General features: G+C 73.0%; 18 protein-coding genes. 9 read left to right on the top strand and 9 right to left on the bottom strand.

Translation table 11 applies throughout. The features are described from left to right. Positions 1 to 100: 100 nt before the first annotated feature. The 3 genes from AB0K82_RS28720 to AB0K82_RS28710 are packed head-to-tail and all read left to right on the top strand — an operon-like array spanning position 101 to position 2,693. A complete protein-coding gene (locus tag AB0K82_RS28720) occupies positions 101 to 424 on the top strand; it encodes a lycopene cyclase domain-containing protein (protein ID WP_364402825.1) in 324 nt (107 codons plus the stop codon). After that, positions 421 to 1,137, top strand: a complete 717-nt coding sequence (locus tag AB0K82_RS28715; RefSeq protein ID WP_364402822.1) for a class I SAM-dependent methyltransferase — start codon at positions 421 to 423, stop codon at positions 1,135 to 1,137. The genes AB0K82_RS28720 and AB0K82_RS28715 overlap by 4 nt, the downstream gene beginning before the upstream one ends. Beyond that, the gene (locus tag AB0K82_RS28710) at positions 1,134 to 2,693 is read left to right on the top strand and encodes an FAD-dependent oxidoreductase (RefSeq protein WP_364402821.1); all 1,560 of its coding nucleotides are present in this window, start codon (positions 1,134 to 1,136) and stop codon (positions 2,691 to 2,693) included. Before AB0K82_RS28715 ends, AB0K82_RS28710 begins: the two co-directional genes overlap by 4 nt. On the opposite strand, the gene AB0K82_RS28705 is transcribed toward AB0K82_RS28710, so the two are convergent. Beyond that, positions 2,673 to 3,680, bottom strand: coding sequence for a DUF5914 domain-containing protein (locus AB0K82_RS28705; protein ID WP_364402818.1), 1,008 nt, complete (start codon positions 3,678 to 3,680; stop codon positions 2,673 to 2,675). The genes AB0K82_RS28710 and AB0K82_RS28705 overlap by 21 nt on opposite strands. A gap of 218 nt (positions 3,681 to 3,898) precedes the next feature. On the opposite strand from AB0K82_RS28705, the gene AB0K82_RS28700 reads away from it, so the two are divergent. Next, positions 3,899 to 4,192, top strand: coding sequence for a WhiB family transcriptional regulator (locus tag AB0K82_RS28700; protein ID WP_364402816.1), 294 nt, complete (start codon positions 3,899 to 3,901; stop codon positions 4,190 to 4,192). Between the two features lie 34 nt (positions 4,193 to 4,226). Here the strand turns inward: AB0K82_RS28700 and AB0K82_RS28695 are convergent, their stop codons facing one another. Further along, positions 4,227 to 4,664 (bottom strand): DoxX family protein, encoded by a 438-nt coding sequence (locus AB0K82_RS28695; protein WP_364402813.1) that lies wholly within the window; start codon positions 4,662 to 4,664, stop codon positions 4,227 to 4,229. 250 nt (positions 4,665 to 4,914) lie between these two features. Here AB0K82_RS28695 and AB0K82_RS28690 point away from each other — a divergent pair, with 250 nt between their 5' ends. Together AB0K82_RS28690 and AB0K82_RS28685 are read left to right on the top strand one after the other, a co-directional pair. Then, positions 4,915 to 5,250, top strand: coding sequence for a YciI family protein (locus AB0K82_RS28690; protein WP_364402810.1), 336 nt, complete (start codon positions 4,915 to 4,917; stop codon positions 5,248 to 5,250). Positions 5,251 to 5,385: 135 nt separating this feature from the next. Then, the gene (locus AB0K82_RS28685) at positions 5,386 to 6,666 is read left to right on the top strand and encodes an RNA polymerase sigma factor (RefSeq protein ID WP_364402808.1); all 1,281 of its coding nucleotides are present in this window, start codon (positions 5,386 to 5,388) and stop codon (positions 6,664 to 6,666) included. 131 nt (positions 6,667 to 6,797) lie between these two features. On the opposite strand, the gene AB0K82_RS28680 is transcribed toward AB0K82_RS28685, so the two are convergent. The 6 genes from AB0K82_RS28680 to AB0K82_RS28655 form a co-directional block, all read right to left on the bottom strand. Beyond that, positions 6,798 to 9,338 (bottom strand): ATP-dependent Clp protease ATP-binding subunit, encoded by a 2,541-nt coding sequence (locus tag AB0K82_RS28680; protein ID WP_364402805.1) that lies wholly within the window; start codon positions 9,336 to 9,338, stop codon positions 6,798 to 6,800. A 103-nt stretch (positions 9,339 to 9,441) separates the two neighbouring features. Further along, a complete protein-coding gene (locus tag AB0K82_RS28675; protein WP_364402803.1) occupies positions 9,442 to 9,705 on the bottom strand; it encodes a hypothetical protein in 264 nt (87 codons plus the stop codon). 132 nt (positions 9,706 to 9,837) lie between these two features. Then, the gene (locus tag AB0K82_RS28670; protein WP_364402800.1) at positions 9,838 to 12,003 is read right to left on the bottom strand and encodes a xanthine dehydrogenase family protein molybdopterin-binding subunit; all 2,166 of its coding nucleotides are present in this window, start codon (positions 12,001 to 12,003) and stop codon (positions 9,838 to 9,840) included. Continuing rightward, positions 12,000 to 12,971: a xanthine dehydrogenase family protein subunit M gene (locus AB0K82_RS28665; protein WP_364402797.1), complete on the bottom strand. Its 972-nt coding sequence runs from the start codon at positions 12,969 to 12,971 to the stop codon at positions 12,000 to 12,002. Before AB0K82_RS28665 ends, AB0K82_RS28670 begins: the two co-directional genes overlap by 4 nt. Next, entirely contained in the window at positions 12,968 to 13,459 is a 492-nt protein-coding gene (locus tag AB0K82_RS28660; RefSeq protein WP_364402794.1) for a 2Fe-2S iron-sulfur cluster-binding protein, read from the bottom strand. The genes AB0K82_RS28665 and AB0K82_RS28660 overlap by 4 nt, the downstream gene beginning before the upstream one ends. A gap of 29 nt (positions 13,460 to 13,488) precedes the next feature. After that, positions 13,489 to 15,000: an MFS transporter gene (locus AB0K82_RS28655; protein WP_364402792.1), complete on the bottom strand. Its 1,512-nt coding sequence runs from the start codon at positions 14,998 to 15,000 to the stop codon at positions 13,489 to 13,491. 876 nt (positions 15,001 to 15,876) lie between these two features. On the opposite strand from AB0K82_RS28655, the gene AB0K82_RS28650 reads away from it, so the two are divergent. Continuing rightward, entirely contained in the window at positions 15,877 to 16,548 is a 672-nt protein-coding gene (locus AB0K82_RS28650; RefSeq protein ID WP_364402790.1) for a TetR/AcrR family transcriptional regulator, read from the top strand. Here the strand turns inward: AB0K82_RS28650 and AB0K82_RS28645 are convergent. Then, entirely contained in the window at positions 16,497 to 17,171 is a 675-nt protein-coding gene (locus AB0K82_RS28645; RefSeq protein ID WP_364402788.1) for a TetR/AcrR family transcriptional regulator, read from the bottom strand. The two genes, AB0K82_RS28650 and AB0K82_RS28645, sit on opposite strands and share 52 nt — an antisense overlap. A gap of 232 nt (positions 17,172 to 17,403) precedes the next feature. On the opposite strand from AB0K82_RS28645, the gene AB0K82_RS28640 reads away from it, so the two are divergent. Together AB0K82_RS28640 and AB0K82_RS28635 are read left to right on the top strand one after the other, a co-directional pair. Further along, positions 17,404 to 19,152, top strand: a complete 1,749-nt coding sequence (locus tag AB0K82_RS28640; protein WP_364402785.1) for a hypothetical protein — start codon at positions 17,404 to 17,406, stop codon at positions 19,150 to 19,152. 123 nt (positions 19,153 to 19,275) lie between these two features. Next, on the top strand, positions 19,276 to 19,869 hold the full coding sequence (locus AB0K82_RS28635) for a hypothetical protein (protein ID WP_364402782.1): 594 nt from the start codon (positions 19,276 to 19,278) through the stop codon (positions 19,867 to 19,869). The last annotated feature ends 164 nt before the right edge of the window (positions 19,870 to 20,033 follow it).

The raw sequence follows: 20,033 nt of genomic DNA, 5'->3' as shown, positions 1-20,033 counted from the left end.
CCTCCGGTCACTCCTCCGACGAAGGAGGATCCATGAGCGAGCGGAGCGAGGGAATCGAGAGCGCAGCGCCTCCGGTCACTCCTCCGACGAAGGAGGATCCATGAGCGGGCTGGGGTACACGGTTCCGGCGCTCCTGTCGGTCCCCGCCGTCGTCGCACTCGAACGCCGGTGGCTGCGTACGGGCCTCTTCCGCCGCCCGGCCTACTGGCTGACGATGCTGATCGTCTTCGGCTTCCAGGTCGTCGTCGACGGCAGCCTGACGCGGCTGCCGGCACCCGTCGTCGGGTACGACCCGCGCGGGATCACCGGGCTGCGCTTCCCCTTCGACATCCCCGTCGAGGACTTCCTGTTCGGGTTCGCCCTCGTCACCGCCACCTTGCTCGTCTGGGAGCGCCGGCGGCCGGACGAGACGGCCGGCCGATGACCGGAGGGCGGCTGCCCCGGAGCGGCGTCCCCGCCGCCTTCGACCGCCACGCGGCGGCGTACGACCGGCTCGTCGGCGCGAACCCCGGGTACCACGCCGACCTGCGCCGCGCCGCCCGCGCGTTCGCCCTGCCGGTGGACGGGGCGGGGGCGCGGCTCCTCGACCTCGGCTGCGGCACCGGCGCCTCCACCGCCGCGCTGCTCGCGACCGCTCCCCGGGCCGAGATCGTCGGTGTCGACGCCTCACCCGGGATGCTCGCCCGCGCCCGCGCCAAGCCGTGGCCCGCCACCGTACGGTTCGTCGAGAGCCCGGCCCAGGACCTGGCCGCCGAGGATCTCGGCGGGCCGTTCGACGGCGTCTTCGCGGCCTACCTGCTCCGCAACCTTCCCGCCCGTGACGCGGCGCCGGCGGCGCTGCGCTCCCTGCTGCGTCCCGGGGGAGTCCTCGTCGTCCACGACTACGCGCTGCGCGACGGGCCGCTCGCGCGGCTGGTGTGGCACGCCGTCTGCTGGGGCGTGATCATCCCGGCCGGCCGGCTGCTGACGGGGGACGCGGGCCTGTACCGCTACCTGTGGCGCAGCGCGCTGGACTTCGACTCCCCGGAGGAGCTCGCCGACCGGCTCGGCCACGCCGGATTCACCGGCGTCCGGGTCTGTACGGCCGGCGGCTGGCAGCGCGGCATCGTGCACACCTTCCGCGCGGAGGCGCCGTGAGTGACGGCGCGAGCCGGGATCGCAGGCGGGTGCGCCATGCGCCGCCGTCCGGACGCCCGCACGCGGACGGGCTCGCGGAGCGGCCGCGCGTCGTCGTGGTCGGGGGCGGCATCGCCGGGCTGACCGCCGCGACCGCGCTCGCCGAGCGCGGCGTCACCGTCGAGCTGTACGAGCGCGAGAACCACCTCGGCGGGCGGGCCGGCGGCTGGACCGAGACGCTGCCCGACGGCGCCCGGGTCGGCATGAGCCGGGGCTTTCACGCGTTCTTCCGCCAGTACTACAACCTCCGCGCCCTGCTGCGCCGGACCGATCCGCACCTCGACCGGCTGACGGCGCTGCCGGACTACCCGCTCGTCGACGCGGCGGGGCGCACCGACACGTTCCGCGGCCTGCCCACCGCCCCGCCCTGGAACGCCCTCGCCTTCGCCCTCCGCAGCCCGACCTTCAGGGCCCGGGACCTGCTGCGCCTGAACGCCCGCGCGGCCCTCCCGCTCATGAACGTCACCGTGCCCGGCACGTACCGGCGGCTCGATCACCTGGACGCCGCCGCGTTCCTGACCCGGCTGCGCTTCCCGGCCGCCGCCCGGCACCTGGCGTTCGATGTGTTCTCGCGCAGCTTCTTCGCCCCGCCGGAGCGGCTGTCCGCCGCCGAGCTGGCGGTGATGTTCCATCTGTACTTCCTCGGCTCGGCCGAGGGTCTGCTGTTCGACGTCCCCCGCCGCCCGCTCGCGGACCTGTGGGCGGCGGCGGGCCGTCACCTGGCGCACCTGGGCGCGGAGATCCACACCGGCACCCCGGTCGACGCCGTCCGTCCCCGGCCGAACGGCTTCGCCGTGGAGACACGGCGCCGCAGCCGTCACGCGGACGCGGTCGTCCTGGCCCTCGACGTCCCCGGCCTGCGCGATCTCGTCGCCGCGTCACCCGGGCTCGGCGACCCGGAGTGGCGGGGCCGCGTCGCCGCCCAGGCCACCGCGCCGCCGTACCTCGTCCGCCGCCTGTGGCTCGATCGGCCCGTCGCGGCGGACCGGCCGGCGTTCCTGGCCACCGGCGGGCTCCCGCCGCTGGACAACATCAGCGTGCTGAACCACTACGACGAGGAGGCCGCGTCCTGGGCCCGCGCGACCGGTGGGTCGGTCGTCGAGCTGCACGCGTACGCGGTGACCGCGGCGCGCGAGGCGGCCGCCGCGCGCCTGCTGCGCCGCCTGCACCGGATCTATCCGGAGACCGAAGGCGCCCGGATCGTCGGCGACGTGACCGAGTGGCGGCAGGACTGCCCGCTCTTCGCGCCTGGCACGTTCTCCCGTCGGCCGACCGTCGACGGACCGATGCCGGGGCTGGTCCTGGCCGGCGACGGCATCCGCGTCGACCTGCCCGTCGCGCTGATGGAACGCGCCGCCACCACCGGCTGGCACGCCGCGAACCGGCTGCTGTCCCGCTGGGGCCTGGCGGGACATTCGCTGACCACCGTCCCGCTGCGCGGCCGCGTGGCCGTGCTCCGCCGCCTGGCCGACCTCGCCCCGAGAGCCGGGCGCGGGTCAGGAGGTTCCGGTGCGTAGGGCGTAGCGGCGTTCGGCGTAGGCCAGGTCGTCGCGCCACAGTCGCGTCGCCGCGCGGCGCATCATCGGTCGCACCACCGGTGCCGCCAGCCGCGCGACCGCGAACCCGAGGCGCTCCGAGGTGGCGATCGTCGCCTCGATCACGGCGGTGCGCGGGCGGCCGTCCCGGCCGGGCCCGAGCGGAGTCGCGTGCGTCTCGACCACGCTGCCGGCGCCTTCGCCCTCCATGATGCGCATCACCACCGTACGAGGCTCCGGGCAGGTGAACTCCGCCAGCACCGGCACGCCCAGGCGCGGCCCCACCCGGTAGGTGACCTCGACCAGGAAGCGGTCCTCCGCCTCCCCGGCGCCGACCGCCGGGGCGTGCGTCACGCGCAGCCGGGTGAAGGAGTAGGGGTGGAACCAGGCGCCGTGCCACGGGTCGAGCCGGTTGGCGACCACGTCCTCCGGCTCGCACACGCCGACCGCCCGGATCACCGCGTGCAGGCTGCGCGCCGGCCGGGGCCGGGCGGGCAGCACCGGCAGGGGCGACGGCTCCTCACCCGCCTGGTCGAGCCGGACCCACGTCAGAACGCCGTCGTCGTGGCAGGGCAGCGGCCGCCACCCCGCTCCGCCGCCCGGTGGGAGCCGCAGCCCGTGCCACCGGCACACCAGGTCACCGCAGACGATCCGGCCGTGGGCCAGCGGCGCGCCCAGGTGCGGACACGCGCCGGGCCCGGCCGTCACCGCTCCGGCACCGTCGCGCCAGGCGACCAGTTCCCTGCCGAGGACGTGGAATCCCCATGGCCGGTCCGCTCGCACGTCACGGCTGGCCGCGATGGCGAACCAGTTTCCGGAGGGCCGCGCCCGCGTCCGCTTCAGCGCCGCCTCGATCACCGCCGCGTCGACCTGGCCGACGGTCGGCTCCTGCTCGGCCCAGCGGGTCCTCGGTCGCGGCCGCACCGGCCACCGCGCCGGCCGTCGTCCCTGGTCATCGCGGCCCGCCACCCGCCCTCCTCCGGCCGAGTCGTCCCCGGCCGTACCTGCCCGCGCGGTACCGGGTCCAACCTGGCGCTTACCACTAAGTGATAGATGCCTTACTCCCGTTGGCGGTGTGTGTGAGCCCGAAGGGGGCGGGAAGGGGGCGGTCTCAAGCAGGCGGCAGCCGCGACCGCCGGCGAATCCTCATGAACCGATACCGCCCAAACACACCGTTGGGACCCCTCATGCTTTTCGACGTCACGTGGATGAACCGCGCAGAGTGCCAGAAGGTCGACCCGGAGCTCTTCTTCCCGATCGGGAACGGGCGGCAGACTCCGGAGCAGGTCGCCGAGGCGCGGGCGGTCTGCGGACGGTGCCCGGTGAGCTCGGATTGCCTGAGCTACTCCCTGGAGACCGCACAGGGCTACGGCGTCTGGGGCGGCGCCGACGAGGAGGAGCGCCGGCGCATGCGCTCCCGTTCCCAGCGGCGAGGGCCGGTCGGCGCGTCCCGGCAGAGGAGCGGCCGACCGGCCCGTTGATGGCGGCGCCCGTCGTCGTGCGGGACCGTCGTCTTCAGCGCCTGAACAGGGCGGCCGGGGAGACGGCCTGCGCCATGCGCACCCGGGCGATCACCGCGAACAACACGCCGAACACCGCCGGGAGCGCCGCGAAGGCGGGCACCAGGACGAACACCTGCGTGATGATCGCGCCGATCATCAGGCCGATCAGACCGAGCGCGGCCCAGGCGGCGAGCCGGGGGATGAGCAGGCCGATCGCGCCGGCGGCCTCGACCACGCCGGTGACGTACCGGAACCACTGACCCCAGCCGATCTTCGCGAACGTCTCCACCGCGTCCCGCTGGCCCGCGAACTTGGGCGCCGCCGAGGCGATCAGCAGGAAGGCGGCCAGCAGGATCTGGATCGTCCACAGCGTGATGCTCAGGGCGCGCCCGCCGGTCGTGCGCGAAGCGGCGATCGTACGGGGGGTGGCGGTGGTGTCGGTGGCGAGCATGGCGTCTTCCTTCCGATGAACTGTGACGGCGTCTTCCCGGCCGCTGCTCACGCGTCGAACGGCGTCCGCCCCGATCGACAGCTCGCTCGGATTTTTTTCGAGATTCCTTCCGCCCCTGGTCAGCGCGGTAGAAAAGTTCTTCCCGATATGTGTCGATCCGGGCGATGCCCGTTCGACGCGTTGGCAGAGGCGCCCGAGAGGGCGGCCGGGTAGTCCGGCGCCACCTCCGGAGAAGAAGGAGATCACGACGATGCGGTTCCTCATGATGACCAAGGACCAGTCGGCGGGCGGGCCGCCGGACGAGAAGCTCATGGTCGAGATGGGCAAGTTCATCGACGAGATGACCCGGGCGGGCGTGCTGCTGGCGACCGGCGGACTGAACCCCGAGGGCACCTACATCAAGTCCGAGGGCGGAAAGATCACCGTGACCGACGGGCCCTTCACCGAGGCGAAGGAGGCCGTCGTCGGCTTCGCTCTCATCGAGGTCCGCTCGAAGGAGGAGGCCATCGAGCTGTCCAAGCGGTTCTGGCAGATCGTCGGTGACGGCGAGGGCGAGATCCGCGAGGTCTTCGGTCCGCCGCAGTAACCCCGGAAGCCCCAGGAGAAATCGACACGGCCCCGGCGACCGCGCGTCGCCGGGGCCGTGTCGGCTCGCGTCCGCGGGCCGTACGGCGTCGCGACGGGTTGCGCTCGGCGTGACCTCGATGCTCTGATCGGCTGCGTGACGACCTCGGATGTGCACCGGACGATCGACGCGATCTGGCGGCTCGAGTCGGCGCGGATCATCGCCGGCCTCACCCGGATGATGCGTGACGTCGGCGTCGCCGAGGAGCTGGCGCAGGACGCGCTCGTCGCCGCCCTCGAACAGTGGCCGGAGGAGGGCGTCCCGGACAACCCGGGCGCCTGGCTCATGGCCACCGCCAAGCACCGGGCGATCGACCGCATCCGCAGGGAGAAGCGGTTCGAGCTGAAGCAACAGGAGATCGGCCGCGACCTCGAGACGCGTCAGGACCCGACCGACGCCGAGCTGGAGGCCGCGATCGAGGAGGACCTGGGCGACGACCTGCTGCGCCTCATGTTCATCTCGTGCCATCCGGTGCTGTCCACGGAGGCGCGGGTGGCGCTCACGCTCCGGCTGCTGGGCGGGCTGACCACCGATGAGATCGCGCGGGCGTTCCTCGTCCCCGAGGCGACCGTCGCCCAGCGGATCGTCCGGGCGAAACGGACGCTCGCCAAGAAGAAGGTCCCGTTCGAGGTGCCTCCGGAGGCCGAGCGGGCCGCTCGCCTGTCCTCCGTCCTGGAGGTCCTCTACCTCGTGTTCAACGAGGGGTACTCCGCCACGGCGGGAGACGACTGGACGCGGCCGGCGCTCTGCCAGGAGGCCCTGCGGCTCGGCCGGGTCCTCGCCGAGCTGACGCCCCAGGAGGCGGAGGTCCACGGCCTGGTCGCGCTGATGGAGATCCAGGCCTCCCGGCTGCGCGCGCGGGTGGGCCCGTCCGGGGAGCCGATCCAGCTCCTCGACCAGAACCGCGCGCGGTGGGACCACCTGCTCATCCGCCGCGGATTCGCGGCGCTGCTGCGGGCCGAGAAGGCCGGCGGGGGGATCGGCCCGTACATGCTGCAGGCCGCGATCGCCGCCTGCCACGCCCAGGCGCCGACCGCAGAGGACACCGACTGGGCGCGCATCGCCACTCTCTACGAGGCGCTCGGGACGGTCACGCCGTCCCCCGTCGTCGAGCTGAACCGCGCGGTCGCGGTCGCCATGGCGTACGGCCCGGAGCAGGGCCTCGGCATCGTCGACGGGCTCGCCGAGGAGCCGGCCCTGCGGGGCTACCACCTGCTGCCGAGCGTGCGCGGTGACCTCCTGGCCCGGCTCGGCCGGTCCGCGGAGGCCCGCGCGGAGTTCGAGCGCGCCGCGTCGCTGACCCGCAACGACCGGGAGCGCACCCTGCTCCTGGACCGGGCCGCCGCCTGCGACGAAGCGGCCACGGCGGCCGGCTGACCGCCTCCAACGCCGGAGACGGCGGCCCGCCGACCGGACGCGTGGGCGCACTCCCGGCGGCCGGCGTCCGAGACGATGGTCCGCCGACCGGGCCGGAGGGGCGCGGCCCCCCGGCTTGGTCCGGTGCCGGCTCAGGCCGGTCGGTGGGCCGGGGCGCTCGTGGGGTCGCCGCTCGGGTTCCGCACCGAGAACTCGAGCCGGTCGTCGTGGACGGTCACCCGGACGTCGTCGCCGGGGCCCAGCCGGCCGCCCAGCAGCATGCTGGACAGGCGGTTGTCGATCTCTCGCTGGATCGTGCGCCGCAGCGGCCGCGCGCCGAACTCCGGCTGGTGGCCCCGGCGCGCGAGCCAGTCCACCGCCTCCTTGGTGAACTCGATCGACAGGTTCTGCGCGCGCAGGCGGCGCCGGGTCTCGTCCAGCAGCAGGTCCGTGATCCGCCGCAGTTGCTCGGCGTCGAGGCGGCGGAAGACGATGATCTCGTCGACGCGGTTCAGGAACTCCGGGCGGAACGCCTCGCGCAGCCGCCGCATGACCCGGTCGCGCAGCGACGTGTCCTCCGCGCCGCCCGCGTCGGAGAAGCCGGTGGCCAGCCCGCCGGTGCCGATCACGTCGGAGCCGAGGTTACTGGTCATGATGATGACGGTGTTGCGGAAGTCGACCGTACGGCCCTGGGCGTCGGTGAGGCGCCCGTCGTCGAGCAGTTGCAGCAGGACGTTGAAGAGGTCCGGGTGCGCCTTCTCGATCTCGTCCAGCAGCACCACCGAGTACGGGCGGCGGCGTACGGCCTCGGTGAGCTGCCCGGCCTCCTCGTAGCCGACGTAGCCGGGCGGCGCGCCAGTGAGCCGGCTGACCATGTGGCGCTCCTGGAACTCGCTCATGTCGAAGCGCACCATCCGGTCCTGGCTGCCGAACAGGGCCTCGGCCAGCGCGCGGGCCAGCTCCGTCTTGCCGACGCCGGTCGGCCCCAGGAACAGGAAGCTGCCGATGGGCCGATTCGGGTCGCCGAGACCCGCGCGGGAGCGGCGGACCGCCTCGGCGACCGCGGCGACCGCCTCGTCCTGGCCGACGACCCGCTGGTGCAGGTGCTCCTCGAGGCGGAGCAGACGTTCGCGTTCCTCCACGGTGAGCTGGGCGACCGGGATGCCGGTGATCCGCGAGACGACCTCGGCGATGTCCTCGGCGGTGACCTCGGGCACCGTCGCGGCCTCGTCGTCCTCACCGGTCGTGGCGGCGACCCGCTCCTCGAGCTCGACGATCTGGTCGCGGAGGGCGGCGGCCTTCTCGTACTTCTCGTCCGCGACGGCCTGGTCCTTCTCCCGGCGGCGATGGTCCAGCTCCTCCTCGAGGCGCCGTACGTCGCGGCCCGGGGTCGTCGTGCGCAGCCGGACGCGGGCGCCGGCCTGGTCGATGAGGTCGATCGCCTTGTCCGGCAGAAACCGGTCGGTGAGGTACCGGCCGGCCAGGTCGACCGCGGCGGTCAGCGCCTCGTCGGTGAACCGCACCTGGTGGTGGGCCTCGTAGCGGTCCCGCAGCCCGCAGAGGATCTCGACGGAGTCCTCGGGACTCGGCTCGGGCACGAGGATCGGCTGGAAGCGGCGTTCGAGCGCGGCGTCCTTCTCGATGTTCTTGCGGTACTCGTCCACGGTCGTCGCGCCGATGACGTGCAGCTCGCCGCGCGCCAGGGCGGGCTTGAGCATGTTCCCGGCGCTCATGCCGCCCTCGGCGCCGCCGGCCGTCACCATCGTGTGGATCTCGTCGATGAACACGAGGATCTCGCCGGCGTGCGTGCTGATCTCCTCGACGACCTTCTTCAGCCGCTCCTCGAAGTCGCCGCGGAAGCGGGTCCCGGCGACCAGCCCGGCCAGGTCGAGCTGGATCAGGCGCTTGCCGCGCAGCGTCTCCGGCACCTCGCCCTCGACGACGCGCTCGGCGATGCCCTCGACGATCGCGGTCTTGCCCACCCCGGGATCGCCGATCAGGACCGGGTTGTTCTTCGTGCGCCGGGACAGCACCTCGATGGTCTGCTCGATCTCCTCGTCGCGGCCGACGACGGGGTCGACCTTGCCCTCGGCGGCCATCGCGCTGAGGTCGCGCCCGTACTGGTCCAGGGTGGGCGTGTCGGACGGCGGATGCGCGGCGGGGCCGCCGGGCGCGCTCCCGATCGCCGACCGCAGGGACTCCGGCGTGATCCGCGCGGCCAGGAGCAGGCGACCGGCCGCCGACTCGGGATTGGCCGCGAGCGCGAACAGGATGTGCTCCGGGCCGATGTAGGAGGACTCCAGGGCACGGGAGATCTGGTGGGCGTCCAGCAGCGCCCGCTTGGCGGAGGGCGTGAGCCGCGCGGAGATGTCCTCGCGGGCCGGGCCGCGCCGGACGTGCTCCGCGGCCTGCCGGGCGAGCGTCTCCGGGTCGGCGCCGGCACGGTCCAGCAGGTGCCGGGTCACGTCCTGACGGGTCGTCGCCCACAGCAGGTGGTCGGTGTCCAGATCGGGGCCGCCCCACTCGGCCGCCTTGACGGCGGCGTCGCGGACGAGCTCCCGGGCGCCTTCGGTCATGAACCGCGCGATGTTGACGCGGTTCGTGGGCCGCCGGGGCGCACCCGCCCCGAAGAATCGGGCCAGGAACTCCTCGAACTGGTCTGACTCTCCGTTCTCGTTCCGTCCTTCGGACATCTCACCCTCCTCACCAGGCGTACCCCGGCGTGCGCTTTCCCCTGCTCGCGCGACCCCTACCCGAGGCGGGGATCCAAAACGTGCGCCCGGCGGCGGCCGACGGTCAGCGGTAGTCCTCGTCGACGTCGGCGCGGGCGGTGGCCTGCTGCTCGAGGACGTCGGCCTCGTTGGCGTCGAGCGGAAGCTCCTCGCCGGGCGGCGGCTCCGTGGAGCCCTCCTCCTCTTCCCCGGCGGTATCGAGGCGCTGCTCGATGAAGTCGGCCTCCGGCTCCTCGATGCCCGGTGTCTCGTCCGGTATCGGATCGGCGTGGACGACCTCTTCCGGGTTCGCCGGCTGGCCCCGGTCCGGAAGATCACGTTCGGTCATGTGGCCTCCTTCGTCGGCGGAGTGACCAGGGGGCTGTGTTCGTCGATTCCCTCGCTTCGCTCGGTCATGGGGCCTCCTTCGTCGGTGGAGTGACCAGGGGGCTGTGTTTGTCGATTCCCTCGCTTCGCTCGGTCATGGGGCCTCCTTCGTCGGTGGAGTGACCAGGGGGCTGTGTTTGTCGACTCCCTCGCTTCGCTCGGTCATGGGGCCTCCTTCGTCGGTGGAGTGACCAGGGGGCTGTGTTTGTCGATTCCCTCGCTTCGCTCGGTCATGGCGGCTCCTCACGAGCTTGGCGGGAGTGATGGGCAGGTCGCGGACGCGCCGGCCCGTGGCGTGGAAGACGGCGTTGGCGATGGCCGCGGCGGTGCCGACGATGCCGATCTCCCCGACGCCCTTCGCGCCCATCGGATTGAGGTACGGGTCGTCCTCGTCGATCCAGGCGGCCTCGATGTCGGGCACGTCGGCGCAGGCGGCGACGTGGTACTGCGCGAGGTCGTCGGTGAGGAAGTCGCCGAACCGCTCGTCGACGAAGGTCTCCTCCAGCAGCGCCATGCCGAGGCCCATGGTCATGCCGCCGATCAACTGCGAGCGGGCGAGGTCCGGGTCGATGATCCGCCCGGCGGCGAAGACGCCGAGCAGGCGCGGGACGCGTACCTCGCCGGTGTCCGTGTCGACCCGGACCTCGGCGAACTGCGCGCCGAACGCGTGCCGGGCCAGCTCCGAGTCGCCCTCGACGTCCTCGGTGGTGTCGGCGGTCCCGTGCTCGCCGTTCTTCAGCAGCGCCTCGCAGGCCCTGACGACGGCCGAGCCCCAGGAGGCGGTGCCCATCGACCCGCCCGCCAGCGGGGCCCGCGGCAGGGCGCTGTCGCCGACCTCGACGCGCACCCGGTCCGGGGACACGCCGAGGGTGTTCGCCGCGATGCGGGTCAGGGCGGTACGGGCGCCGGTGCCGATGTCGGCGGCGGCGATCCGGACCGCGAACCCGTCGTCCTCGACGGTGACGCTCGCCTGTGCCGGGCGGCGCTTGGAAGGGTAGGTGGAGGCGGCGACGCCGGTGCCGACGAGCCACCGGCCGTCCCTGCGGACGCCCGGTTCCCGGTCCTCGGGATCCCAGCCGAAGCGGCGGGCGCCCTCCCGTAGGCACGCGACCAGGTTCCGGGAGCTGAACGGCAATCCGCTCTCGGGCTCGGTGTCCGGCTCGTTGACGACGCGCAGCTCGATGGGGTCCATCCCAGCGGCGTGCGCGAGCTCGTCCATGGCCGACTCGAGCGCGTACATGCCGGGGCACTCCCCGGGCGCGCGCATCCAGGACGGGGTCGGCACGTCGAGCCGGACCAGCCGGTGCGTCGTGCGCATCGCGGGCGTCGCGTACATGACCCTCGTCGGCGTCGCGGTCTGCTCGGCGAACTCGGTGACCGTGGAGGTCTGCTCGATCACGTCGTGCGCCACGGCGGTGAGCCGCCCCCTGTCGTCGGCGCCCAGCCGCAGCCGCTGGATGGTCGGCGTGCGGTACCCGGTGACGTCGAACATCTGCTGGCGCGTCACGGCGATCTTGACGGGCCGGCGTACGGCCCGGGCGGCGAGCGCGGCCAGGATCGCGGGCGGCCGGGTGGTCCCCTTGCTGCCGAACCCGCCGCCGACGTGCGGGGCGACCACCCGGACCCGCTCGGCGGGCAGGCCGAGGACCGCCGCGATCGTGTCCCGGTCGGCGGACGCGCCCTGGGTGGAGTCGTACACCGTCAGCCCGCCGTCGTCGTCCCAGACGGCGAGGGCGGCGTGCGGCTCGATCGGGTTGTTGTGCTGGACGGGTGTCGTGTACGTCGCGTCGACCGTGGCCGCCGCGCCCGCCAGCCCGGCGGCCACGTCGCCGTACTCGGTGTCGGTGGGGAGCGCCGGGTTGACCTTCTCCGGGCGGTACCCGGCCGGGTGGTCCGGGCGCAGCCGCACGTCGTGCGGCTCGGCGTCGTACTCGATCCGCAGCGCCTCCCCGGCGGCGCGGGCGATCTCCAGCGTCTCGGCGACCACCAGGGCGACGATCTGCCCGTGGTAGGCGACCGTACGGTCCTGGAGCAACCGCAGCTGCGGCTCGGCGTCCTCGGCGAGAGCCGGGGGATCGTCGCTGGACAGCACGGCCAGCACGCCGGGCGTCGCCAGCGCCGCCGCGGCGTCGATCGAGCGGATCCGTCCCCGCGCGACGGTCGACTGGACCAGATGGGCGTACGCGACGTTCGGGGCGGTGTACTCGTACGCGTACGTCGCCCGTCCGGTCACCTTCTCCAGGCCCTCGACGCGATTCATCTCACGAGCTCCACGAGTGTGCGGACGATGAGGTTGCGGGCCAGCGGCACCTTGTAGCCGTTGTGCGGCAACGGCCGGGCCTGGTCGAGCTCCGCGTCGGCGGCCCGGACGAACTCCTCCTCGCGGGCCGGCGCGCCGCGCAGCGCCCGCTCGGCGCGGCGGGCCCGCCAGGGCACGTGGGCGACGCCGCCGAGCGCGATCCGGCAGTCGCGTACGGTTCCATCCTCGGCCATGTCGAGCACCGCGGCGATGGAGACCAGCGCGAAGGCGAACGACGCGCGCTCGCGCACCTTGTGGAAGCGGGAGGCCCCGGGCGGGGGCGGCGGCAGCTCCACCGCCGTGATCAGGTCGCCGGCCTCCAGCACGGTGTCGCGGTGCGGCTCGTCGCCGGGCAGCCGGTGCAGCCCCGGCATGGGGATGGTCCGGTCGCCGCCCGGCCCCGTGACGAGGACGCGCGCGTCGAGGGCCGTGAGGGCCACCGCCAGGTCCGACGGGTGGGTGGCCACGCACTGGTCCGAGTACCCGAGGATGGCCAGGTTGCGGTGGTCGCCGTCGATCGCCGGGCAGCCCGAGCCCGGGTCGCGTTTGTTGCACGGCTTGGAGACGTCCTGGAAGTACGGGCACCGGGTCCGCTGCAGCAGGTTGCCGGCGGCGGTGGCCATGTTGCGGACCTGACCGGACGCCCCGGACAGCACGGCCCGCGTCACCATCGGGTAGCGCGCGCGGACGGCGGGGTGCAGCGCGAGGTCGGTGTTGCGTACCGCGCCGCCCACACGCAGGCCGCCGTCGGTCTCCTCGATCCGGTCGTACGGGAGGCGGCTGACGTCGACGAGCCGGTCCGGCCGGGCGACGCCGAGTCGCATCAGGTCGACGAGGTTGGTGCCGCCGCCGAGGTACATGGTGCCCGGCCGGTAGGCGCCGACCGCCTCGGCCGCGTCATGGGCCAGCGCGTACTCGAACGGCTTCACCCGGCCACGTCCTGGATCGCGGCGACGATGTTGACGTAGGCGCCGCACCGGCACAGGTTGCCGCTCATGCGCTCGCGGATCTCCTCGGGGGTGAGCGGGGGATCGGCGGTGAGGTCCGCGGTGACCGCGCTCGGCCCCGCCTCGGCGGGCAGCCCGGCCGCGGAGCAGAGCTGGCCGGGCGTGCAGTAGCCGCACTGGAACGCGTCCCGGGCGAGGAACGCGGCCTGCAGCGGGTGCAGGCCGGTCCCGTCGGCCAGCCCCTCGACCGTCGTGATCTCGGCGCCGTCCTGCGCGACGGCCAGCGCGAGGCAGGCGTTGGCCCGCCGCCCGTCGATCAGCACCGTGCAGGCGCCGCACTGCCCGTGATCACAGCCCTTCTTCGTCCCGGTCAGGCCGAGGTGTTCGCGCAGCAGATCCAGCAGCGAGACGCGGTTGTCGACGACCACGGAGCGCTTTTCGCCGTTCACTCGGAGGTAGATCTCCGTCATGCGCGCTGCCCTACCCGGGACTTTCCTCGCTAACCGCGCGTGACCGGGTGGCCGTGCGCGTGGCCGCGGTTCGCGTGGTGACGTGCGTGGCGGCCCGGATGGCGCACCGAACGCCGCCCCATGAACAGGTCGGCGAACGCGGCGAGCAGCGCGGCGACCACGAAGGCGAGGATGACGAACAGCCCGTGCTGGAACGCCACCGCCCAGCCGCCGCGCGTGCCGCGCACCGCCGCGAAGAACACCGCCCCGACCGCCGCGATGCCGACCGCCGTGCCGATCCGCTGGCCGGTCTGGAGCACGCCGGCGGCGCTGCCGCCGCCCTCGGGCGGCACCTCCGAGAGAGTGATCGTCTGGTTGGGGGCGATCACCAGGCCGCTGCCGACTCCCGCCAGGAGGAACGGCGCCGCGGTGGCCAGGGCCACCTGCCGGCCGGAGTCGAAGTGCACGGCGAGGAGTACGCCCGCGAGCCCCACTCCGACGAGCACGAGACCGACCGCCACGAGCGGCCGGCCGAACCGCGAGACGATCCGGCCGCCGACGGCGGCCGCGGCGCCGGACCCGACCGCGAACGGCGTGATCGCCAGCCCGGCCTCGAGCGCGCTGTAGCGCAGGCCGTTCTGCAGGTACAGCGTGAAGATGAAGAAGACGGCGGTGAACCCCGCGAAGTACAGCAGCGCGATCGTGGAGCCCAGCGCGTACGAGCGGTGGTGGAACAGGCTGAGGTCGATCATCGGCTCGCGGTGCCGCCGCTCCCACCACAGGAAGGCCGCCAGCAGTACGGCGGCGGCGGGCACCAGCAGCCATTTGGCGCTGCCGTGCCACTGCTCCTCCTGGACGAACGGGAGCAGCAGGGCCACCACGCCGACGCCGAGGATCAGGACGCCGATCGGGTCCAGGCTCTGCGGACGGCTCGCCCGGCTCGGCGCCGGCAGCAGCCGCCAGGCCAGCGGCAGCGCGATCAGCCCGACCGGGACGTTGACGTAGAACACCCACCGCCAGCCCTCCTGCGCCCCGGCGAGGGCGATGATCGCGCCGCCGAGGATGGGGCCCGCCGCGGTGGCGATGCCGATCGTGGCCCCGAGGGCCCCGAACGCCCGGCCCCGGTCCGACCCCCGGAACATCACCTGGATCAGGCCCGCGATCTGCGGGTTCAGCATGCCGCCCGCCACACCCTGAACGAGCCGGGCGGCGACCAGCCAGGCGATGTTCTGCGCGATGCCGGCGGCGGCGCTGGCCAGGGTGAACACGACCAGGCCGGCCATGAAGACCGCCCGGCGGCTGCGCGCGTCGCCGAGCCGCCCGGAGGGGACCAGGACGAGGCCGAACGTCAGGGCGTACCCGCTGAGGATCCACTGCAGCCCGTCCGGCGACGCGTGCAGGCCGGTGCGGATGGACGGCAGCGCGACGTTGACGATGCTGACGTCGAGGAGGGTCATGAAGGCCGCGACGAGGCAGATCGACAGCGCCTGCCAGCGGTGCCGCACGGGACGCTCGGTGTCGTCAGGGCGCCCGGGATGGTCGGGGGAGGCTTCCGTCCGCATGAGGCTGCTGTGCTCCGGACAGATCCGTCCAAACCACCCGCATGGTCGCCGGGCGAGGGCCGGGCGGAGAACCGGCCCTCAACCGTCCGCCTTTCGTCAGCCGAATGAGACCGAGTAACTGTTGGTTGTGAAATTCAGGCCGCCGCTCGAGAACGTTATCTCGAACCCGAACTGCACGTTTCCGACGGTGATGTCGCCGAATCATCCGGCGCTTCGGATCCAGTTGGATTGTCGGTGGTGGTGGTGGTTAGGGTGCGGGCATGCGGTTCCGGCTTGCGCCTACGCCCGCTCAAGAGCAGGGCTTGCTGGAGCACTTATGCGGCTAAGAACATCACCACCAGGCGTCGTAGGCCGACTCGTACGCCGGAGCGCGTTGATGTTGATTCGATGGGAATAGGAAAGAGGAAACCGCGTGGTGCCCTCACCATAGAAGCCGGATCGCGGCCGTGCAATGGCTGTTCTACAAGTGTGTTATCGGACTGTTTCGACTTATTGGATGGCGGCTTCGTTCCGGGGACTGGTCGCATGGGTGTGAAGGCCGCCGGTGACGTCCCGACCGCGACAGGGGCGCTCCGGCCGCGCGATGGTGTGCGGTCCGCGCGAGAATGAACGAAACCGCGTGTCCCGGCCGGGCCGGGCCGAGACCTCGTGCGTTCCCGAGGTGCGGAAGGTAGCCTTTCGGCTTCGAGGCCCCCAAGTAGTGTGAGCCGGACGGTAGGTGACGACCGGCTTCCCGGTTCACGGTTCACGGAGAAACGCGCGGATTTCATGGCGAGGCAGTCCGAACGGCCGGCGGCGACCGGTCAAGCGCCGCCCCTTCCGGCGGCGACCGGTCCGGCTCCGGCCCTCCCGGCGGTGACCGGCGGGGAGCCGGTCATGCCCGGATCACGCTCCGCCCTGGAGCCCGGCCGGGCCATCAAGCCGGGGCGGCACGGGCTGCCGCCGGAGACCGTCGCCGACATCCAGCGGGACCGGCTCATCGACGGTTTCGTCCAGGTGGTCGCCGAACACGGCTACCCGCGTACGACGATCAGCAAGATCACCGAAGCCGCCGGGGTGACGAAGAAGACGTTCTACGTCCACTTCACCGAGATGGACGACTGCTTCCTCGCGGCGTACCAGCGAGGCACCGGCATCCTCCTCGACCGGATGGCGCACGCGTACCACGCCGCGCCCTCCTGGCCGGAGGGCATCCGGGGCGGATTGCGGGCCATGCTGGAACTGCTGGCCGCCGAGCCCCGGTTCGCCCGGTTCGCCCTGGTCGAGGTCAACGCGGCCGGGCCCCGGCTGCGCAAGGCGCGGATCGAGCACCTCGCGCGTTTCCGTAAGTTCTTCACCGACCCGGCGTACGACCTTCCGTCCCTGCCCACGGTCGTCATCGACGCCATCATCGGCGGGATCTACGGAGCGGTCTACGCGGCGGTGGAGGCGGGGGAGGGCGACCGCCTACCGGCGATGCTGCCGTCTCTGGTCTACTTCGCGTCGCTGCCCCTCGGTCACGAGGAGGCGGCGGCCCAGCTGGACGCGGGCGATCGACCCTCGCGGTAGAACGCCAGCAGGAAGTCGGTGAGCGGGTCCGCCAGGTCGGGGAGCTCGGCGGTCCGGTCGCCCTCCACGTGGTTGTAGACCATCGTGTAGACCCCGCCGATGATCGCGTTCCGGATCTCGTCGGGGATCCGCGGGATGCCGGGTCCGCCGAGGAACGACCGGAACCTCGCCAGGAACGCCAGCCTCGCCCGGCGCACGCGCGGGCCCGCCGTGCTCGCGTCGATGACGCACATCCGGGCGAACGCCGGGTCGGCGGCCGCCAGTTCGAGGGCCGCCCGTAACCCGGCGCGGACCGCCGTGGGCCAGGACGACTCCGCCTGGTAGGCGGCCTCGGTCCGGGCCAGGAGGACGTGCGTGCCGCGCTCGTACGCCGCCAGGAAGCACTCCTCGAGGTCGGCGAAGTGGGCGTGGAAGGCACTGGCGGGCAGCCCGGCCGCGGCCGTCACCTCGCCGACCGTCGTCCGGGGGAATCCGCGCTCGGCCACCACGGCGACGAGCGCGTCCATCAACCGTGCCCGCCGCGCCGCGGCCGCGTCCGCATCCGTCGGCCGTGTCCGGCGCGCCGCGGCGGTGTCCGCATCCGGTCCGCCCGAGCGCCCGCGTTCCGAGGCTCCGTCGCGCATGGGTGACCTCCCGTCGGTGGCCCCGTCATCAGGCTGTCTACCGCCTGCCGGTGCACGCGTAAATGGCGGCCGGGCCCCCGATTCGGTGCGGCGGCGGCCGGATCCGGCCGTTGGCCCGGCCGTGGTTGACATGAGACACCGTACGGTTTCTATTTGCAGGAAGCTCGTTTGTTACCGACAAGTTTCGTACCGAAAATCGTCCTCGGGGGATGAGTCCCAAGGAGGCGGTGGCATGCGCCATCGTGGATCCAGAACGGGAGCGGTCCTGTTGGCCGCACTCGCCGTGACACTCCCGTACGTTCCCGCTGAGGCCGCCACGGGAACGGTCACCGAGTTCTCGGCGAGCATCCCCGACAGCACCCCGCTGGGCCTGACGGCCGGGCCGGCCGGCAGCGTGTGGTTCACCGAGCACGCGCGGGGGCTCGGCCGCGTCGACGCCCTCGGCGCGGTGAAGGAGTTCCCCGTCCCGGCGAACTCGCAGCACCACGTGGCCGTACCGGAGGGCGCCGCGACCGCGTCGGACGGCACGGTGTGGGTCACCGACGCGTCCACCGCCGTGCCGCGGGTCGGGAAGGTCAACCCCACGACCGGCGCGGTGACCGCGTACGAGGTGCCGACCACCGGAGACGTGAGCTTCGCGGGCGGCCAGCTCACCGACATCACGGCCGGCCCGGACGGCGCCATGTGGTTCGCCGGCGGTCCGTCCAGCGCCGTCGGCCGGATCACCTCCTCCGGCGCCGTCACCGCCTACGCCACCGTCGGCCTGTCGCCGTACGCGATCACCACGGGCCCCGACAAGGCGCTGTGGTTCACCGACACGAACGGCGGGTCGATCGGCCGCCTGGACCCGGCGACGGGGAACGTCACCACCTACTCGCCCGACTCGGCGGGGTCGGGCAACCCGGCGGCGGGCGGCATCGCGGCCGGCCCGGACGGGGCGGTCTGGTTCACCGAGCCCGGCGTCGGCAAGATCGGCCGGATCGTCCCCGGGACCGGTGCCATCACCGAGTACGCGGTGCCGACCGCGAACTCCGCTCCTGAGGGAATCACCGCCGGTCCGGACGGCAACCTGTGGTTCACCGAGGCCGCGGCCGGCAACGTCGGCAAGATCGTGCCCGCGTCCAAGAAGATCTCCGAGTATCCGCTGCCGGACGCCCTGGCGGCGCCCATGCGCATCGTCAAGGGGCCCGGAAGCACGCTGTGGTTCACCGAGGCGGGCAAGGGTGCCGTCGGCCGGTTGAACCCCTCCGCGCCACCGTCCGGCTCGCCGCACGCCGCCGCCCCGCCGCTCGTCGACGGCGTAACCCCGCGCGTCGCCGCGTCCTTCCAGGGGCGCTGCCCCACCTCGGCGATCATCTGCCAGACCCAGATCACGACGGGCGGCAGCGTGAAGATCGGTGGCTTCAGCCAGACGATGCCGCCCGGCGCGCTGCGCGTCACCGGCTACGTCACCTCGCTGGGCTCCGGCGCGGCGACCCTGCAACCGCCGCTGACCGGGTCGGAGCTGGAGTCCGTCCCGGTCGACGTGCCGGGAGGCATCATCGGCACCCTGCCGCTCATCGGCCCGGTCCTCGGGATGACCCCGGCGGCGATGCTGCCGTTCAACAAGCTCACGATCACCCAGTCGCTGGCCGGGCCGGTGACCGTCGGATTCGGCCCCAGCGGCCTGCAGGCCACCGCGACGCTGAACATCCAGCTCAACAACCAGTTGCTCGGCACGAGCTGCGTCATCGGGCCGATCACCGCGAGCCTGGCGCCGGCCGACCAGTCCGGTGGCTCGGCGCACGACCCGCAGCTCGGCTGGCAGCCCCTGAACGTCGAGATCAAGGACGACACCCTGTCCGTGCCCAAGGCCCACGGCTGCGGCCTCGGCGGAATCCTCGACGGGGTCATCAACTCGACCATGGGCCTGCCGTCGGCCTCCGGAAACAGCCTCGACCTGCCCGCGATTCTCAGCGTCGGCGCGGGGGCGCATTCCTGATCCACGGAAGGAGGCCGTCACCCCCCTGGCACCGCACCGTCCCACTGTCCCGACAACTCGCCACCACCCGCAACACCCGAGACCGGTGACGCCGGTCCCGGCCCCCTCACGAGAGGTACGCACATGATCTCCAGAACGGCGAAGCTCGCCGCGACCGTCACCGGGGCGGGCGCCCTGGTCGCCATGATGGGCGGCGTCGCCTACGCGGCGGGCGTCAGCCCGACCAGCACCGCGATCACCGCCACCAGCAGCAGCGTGAAGTTCGCCGGCACCCTGTCCGGCCTGTCCTTCTCGGTGACCTGCACCGGCTCGACCATCAAGTTCACGACCCCTGCGTCGGGCTACGGCCCGGTCAACATCAGCCCGGACCCGACCTTCACCGGCTGCACCGACAACTTCGGCGGCACGGCCACGATCACCGCGAACCACACGAACGGCAGCTGGACGCTGCTGGCCATCGCCAGCCCGACGTCGGTCAAGATCACGATCCCCAAGGCGGGCGTGACGGTTTCGACGACGACGCTGCCCGGCTGCGTCGTGACGGGCGCCCCGACCGCCGCGGCGCCGATCACGGCGAGCTACAACAACACGACCGGCAAGGCGACGTTCACCAACGCGAGCGTGCCGTTCTCCGGGAACGCCGCCTGCGGCACGATCAGCCCGACCGGCACCGCGACCGGCGTCTTCACCACGAGCCCGACGGTCACGATCACCTGACGTACGCGACCGAGGGACCAGCACGAGCAGGGGCCGCCTCCGGGCGGCCCCTGTTACTCCCGTACCGCCCGGTGACCGGAACCGGACGGGCGGCACTGATCGGCTTGACGTGAAACACCCGTGGGTTTCTAGTGGCCCACTATGAAGATCCTAGGAGGCGATGG

This window comes from Actinoallomurus sp. NPDC052274 (assembly GCF_040679475.1).
GTDB lineage: Bacteria > Actinomycetota > Actinomycetes > Streptosporangiales > Streptosporangiaceae > Actinoallomurus > Actinoallomurus liliacearum.
This window is presented reverse-complemented; position numbering and strand designations above follow the sequence as displayed.

Bases quoted from the DNA above. Each gene is read 5' to 3' on its own strand.
- AB0K82_RS28720 (WP_364402825.1), top strand. From the start codon at position 101: ATGAGCGGGCTGGGGTACACGGTTCCGGCGCTCCTGTCGGTCCCCGCC.
- AB0K82_RS28715 (WP_364402822.1), top strand. From the start codon at position 421: ATGACCGGAGGGCGGCTGCCCCGGAGCGGCGTCCCCGCCGCCTTCGAC.
- AB0K82_RS28700 (WP_364402816.1), top strand. From the start codon at position 3,899: ATGCTTTTCGACGTCACGTGGATGAACCGCGCAGAGTGCCAGAAGGTC.
- AB0K82_RS28695 (WP_364402813.1), bottom strand. From the start codon at position 4,664: ATGCTCGCCACCGACACCACCGCCACCCCCCGTACGATCGCCGCTTCG.
- AB0K82_RS28690 (WP_364402810.1), top strand. From the start codon at position 4,915: ATGCGGTTCCTCATGATGACCAAGGACCAGTCGGCGGGCGGGCCGCCG.
- AB0K82_RS28680 (WP_364402805.1), bottom strand. From the start codon at position 9,338: ATGTCCGAAGGACGGAACGAGAACGGAGAGTCAGACCAGTTCGAGGAG.
- AB0K82_RS28675 (WP_364402803.1), bottom strand. From the start codon at position 9,705: ATGACCGAACGTGATCTTCCGGACCGGGGCCAGCCGGCGAACCCGGAA.
- AB0K82_RS28670 (WP_364402800.1), bottom strand. From the start codon at position 12,003: ATGAATCGCGTCGAGGGCCTGGAGAAGGTGACCGGACGGGCGACGTAC.
- AB0K82_RS28660 (WP_364402794.1), bottom strand. From the start codon at position 13,459: ATGACGGAGATCTACCTCCGAGTGAACGGCGAAAAGCGCTCCGTGGTC.
- AB0K82_RS28655 (WP_364402792.1), bottom strand. From the start codon at position 15,000: ATGCGGACGGAAGCCTCCCCCGACCATCCCGGGCGCCCTGACGACACC.
- AB0K82_RS28650 (WP_364402790.1), top strand. From the start codon at position 15,877: ATGCCCGGATCACGCTCCGCCCTGGAGCCCGGCCGGGCCATCAAGCCG.
- AB0K82_RS28645 (WP_364402788.1), bottom strand. From the start codon at position 17,171: ATGCGCGACGGAGCCTCGGAACGCGGGCGCTCGGGCGGACCGGATGCG.
- AB0K82_RS28640 (WP_364402785.1), top strand. From the start codon at position 17,404: ATGCGCCATCGTGGATCCAGAACGGGAGCGGTCCTGTTGGCCGCACTC.
- AB0K82_RS28635 (WP_364402782.1), top strand. From the start codon at position 19,276: ATGATCTCCAGAACGGCGAAGCTCGCCGCGACCGTCACCGGGGCGGGC.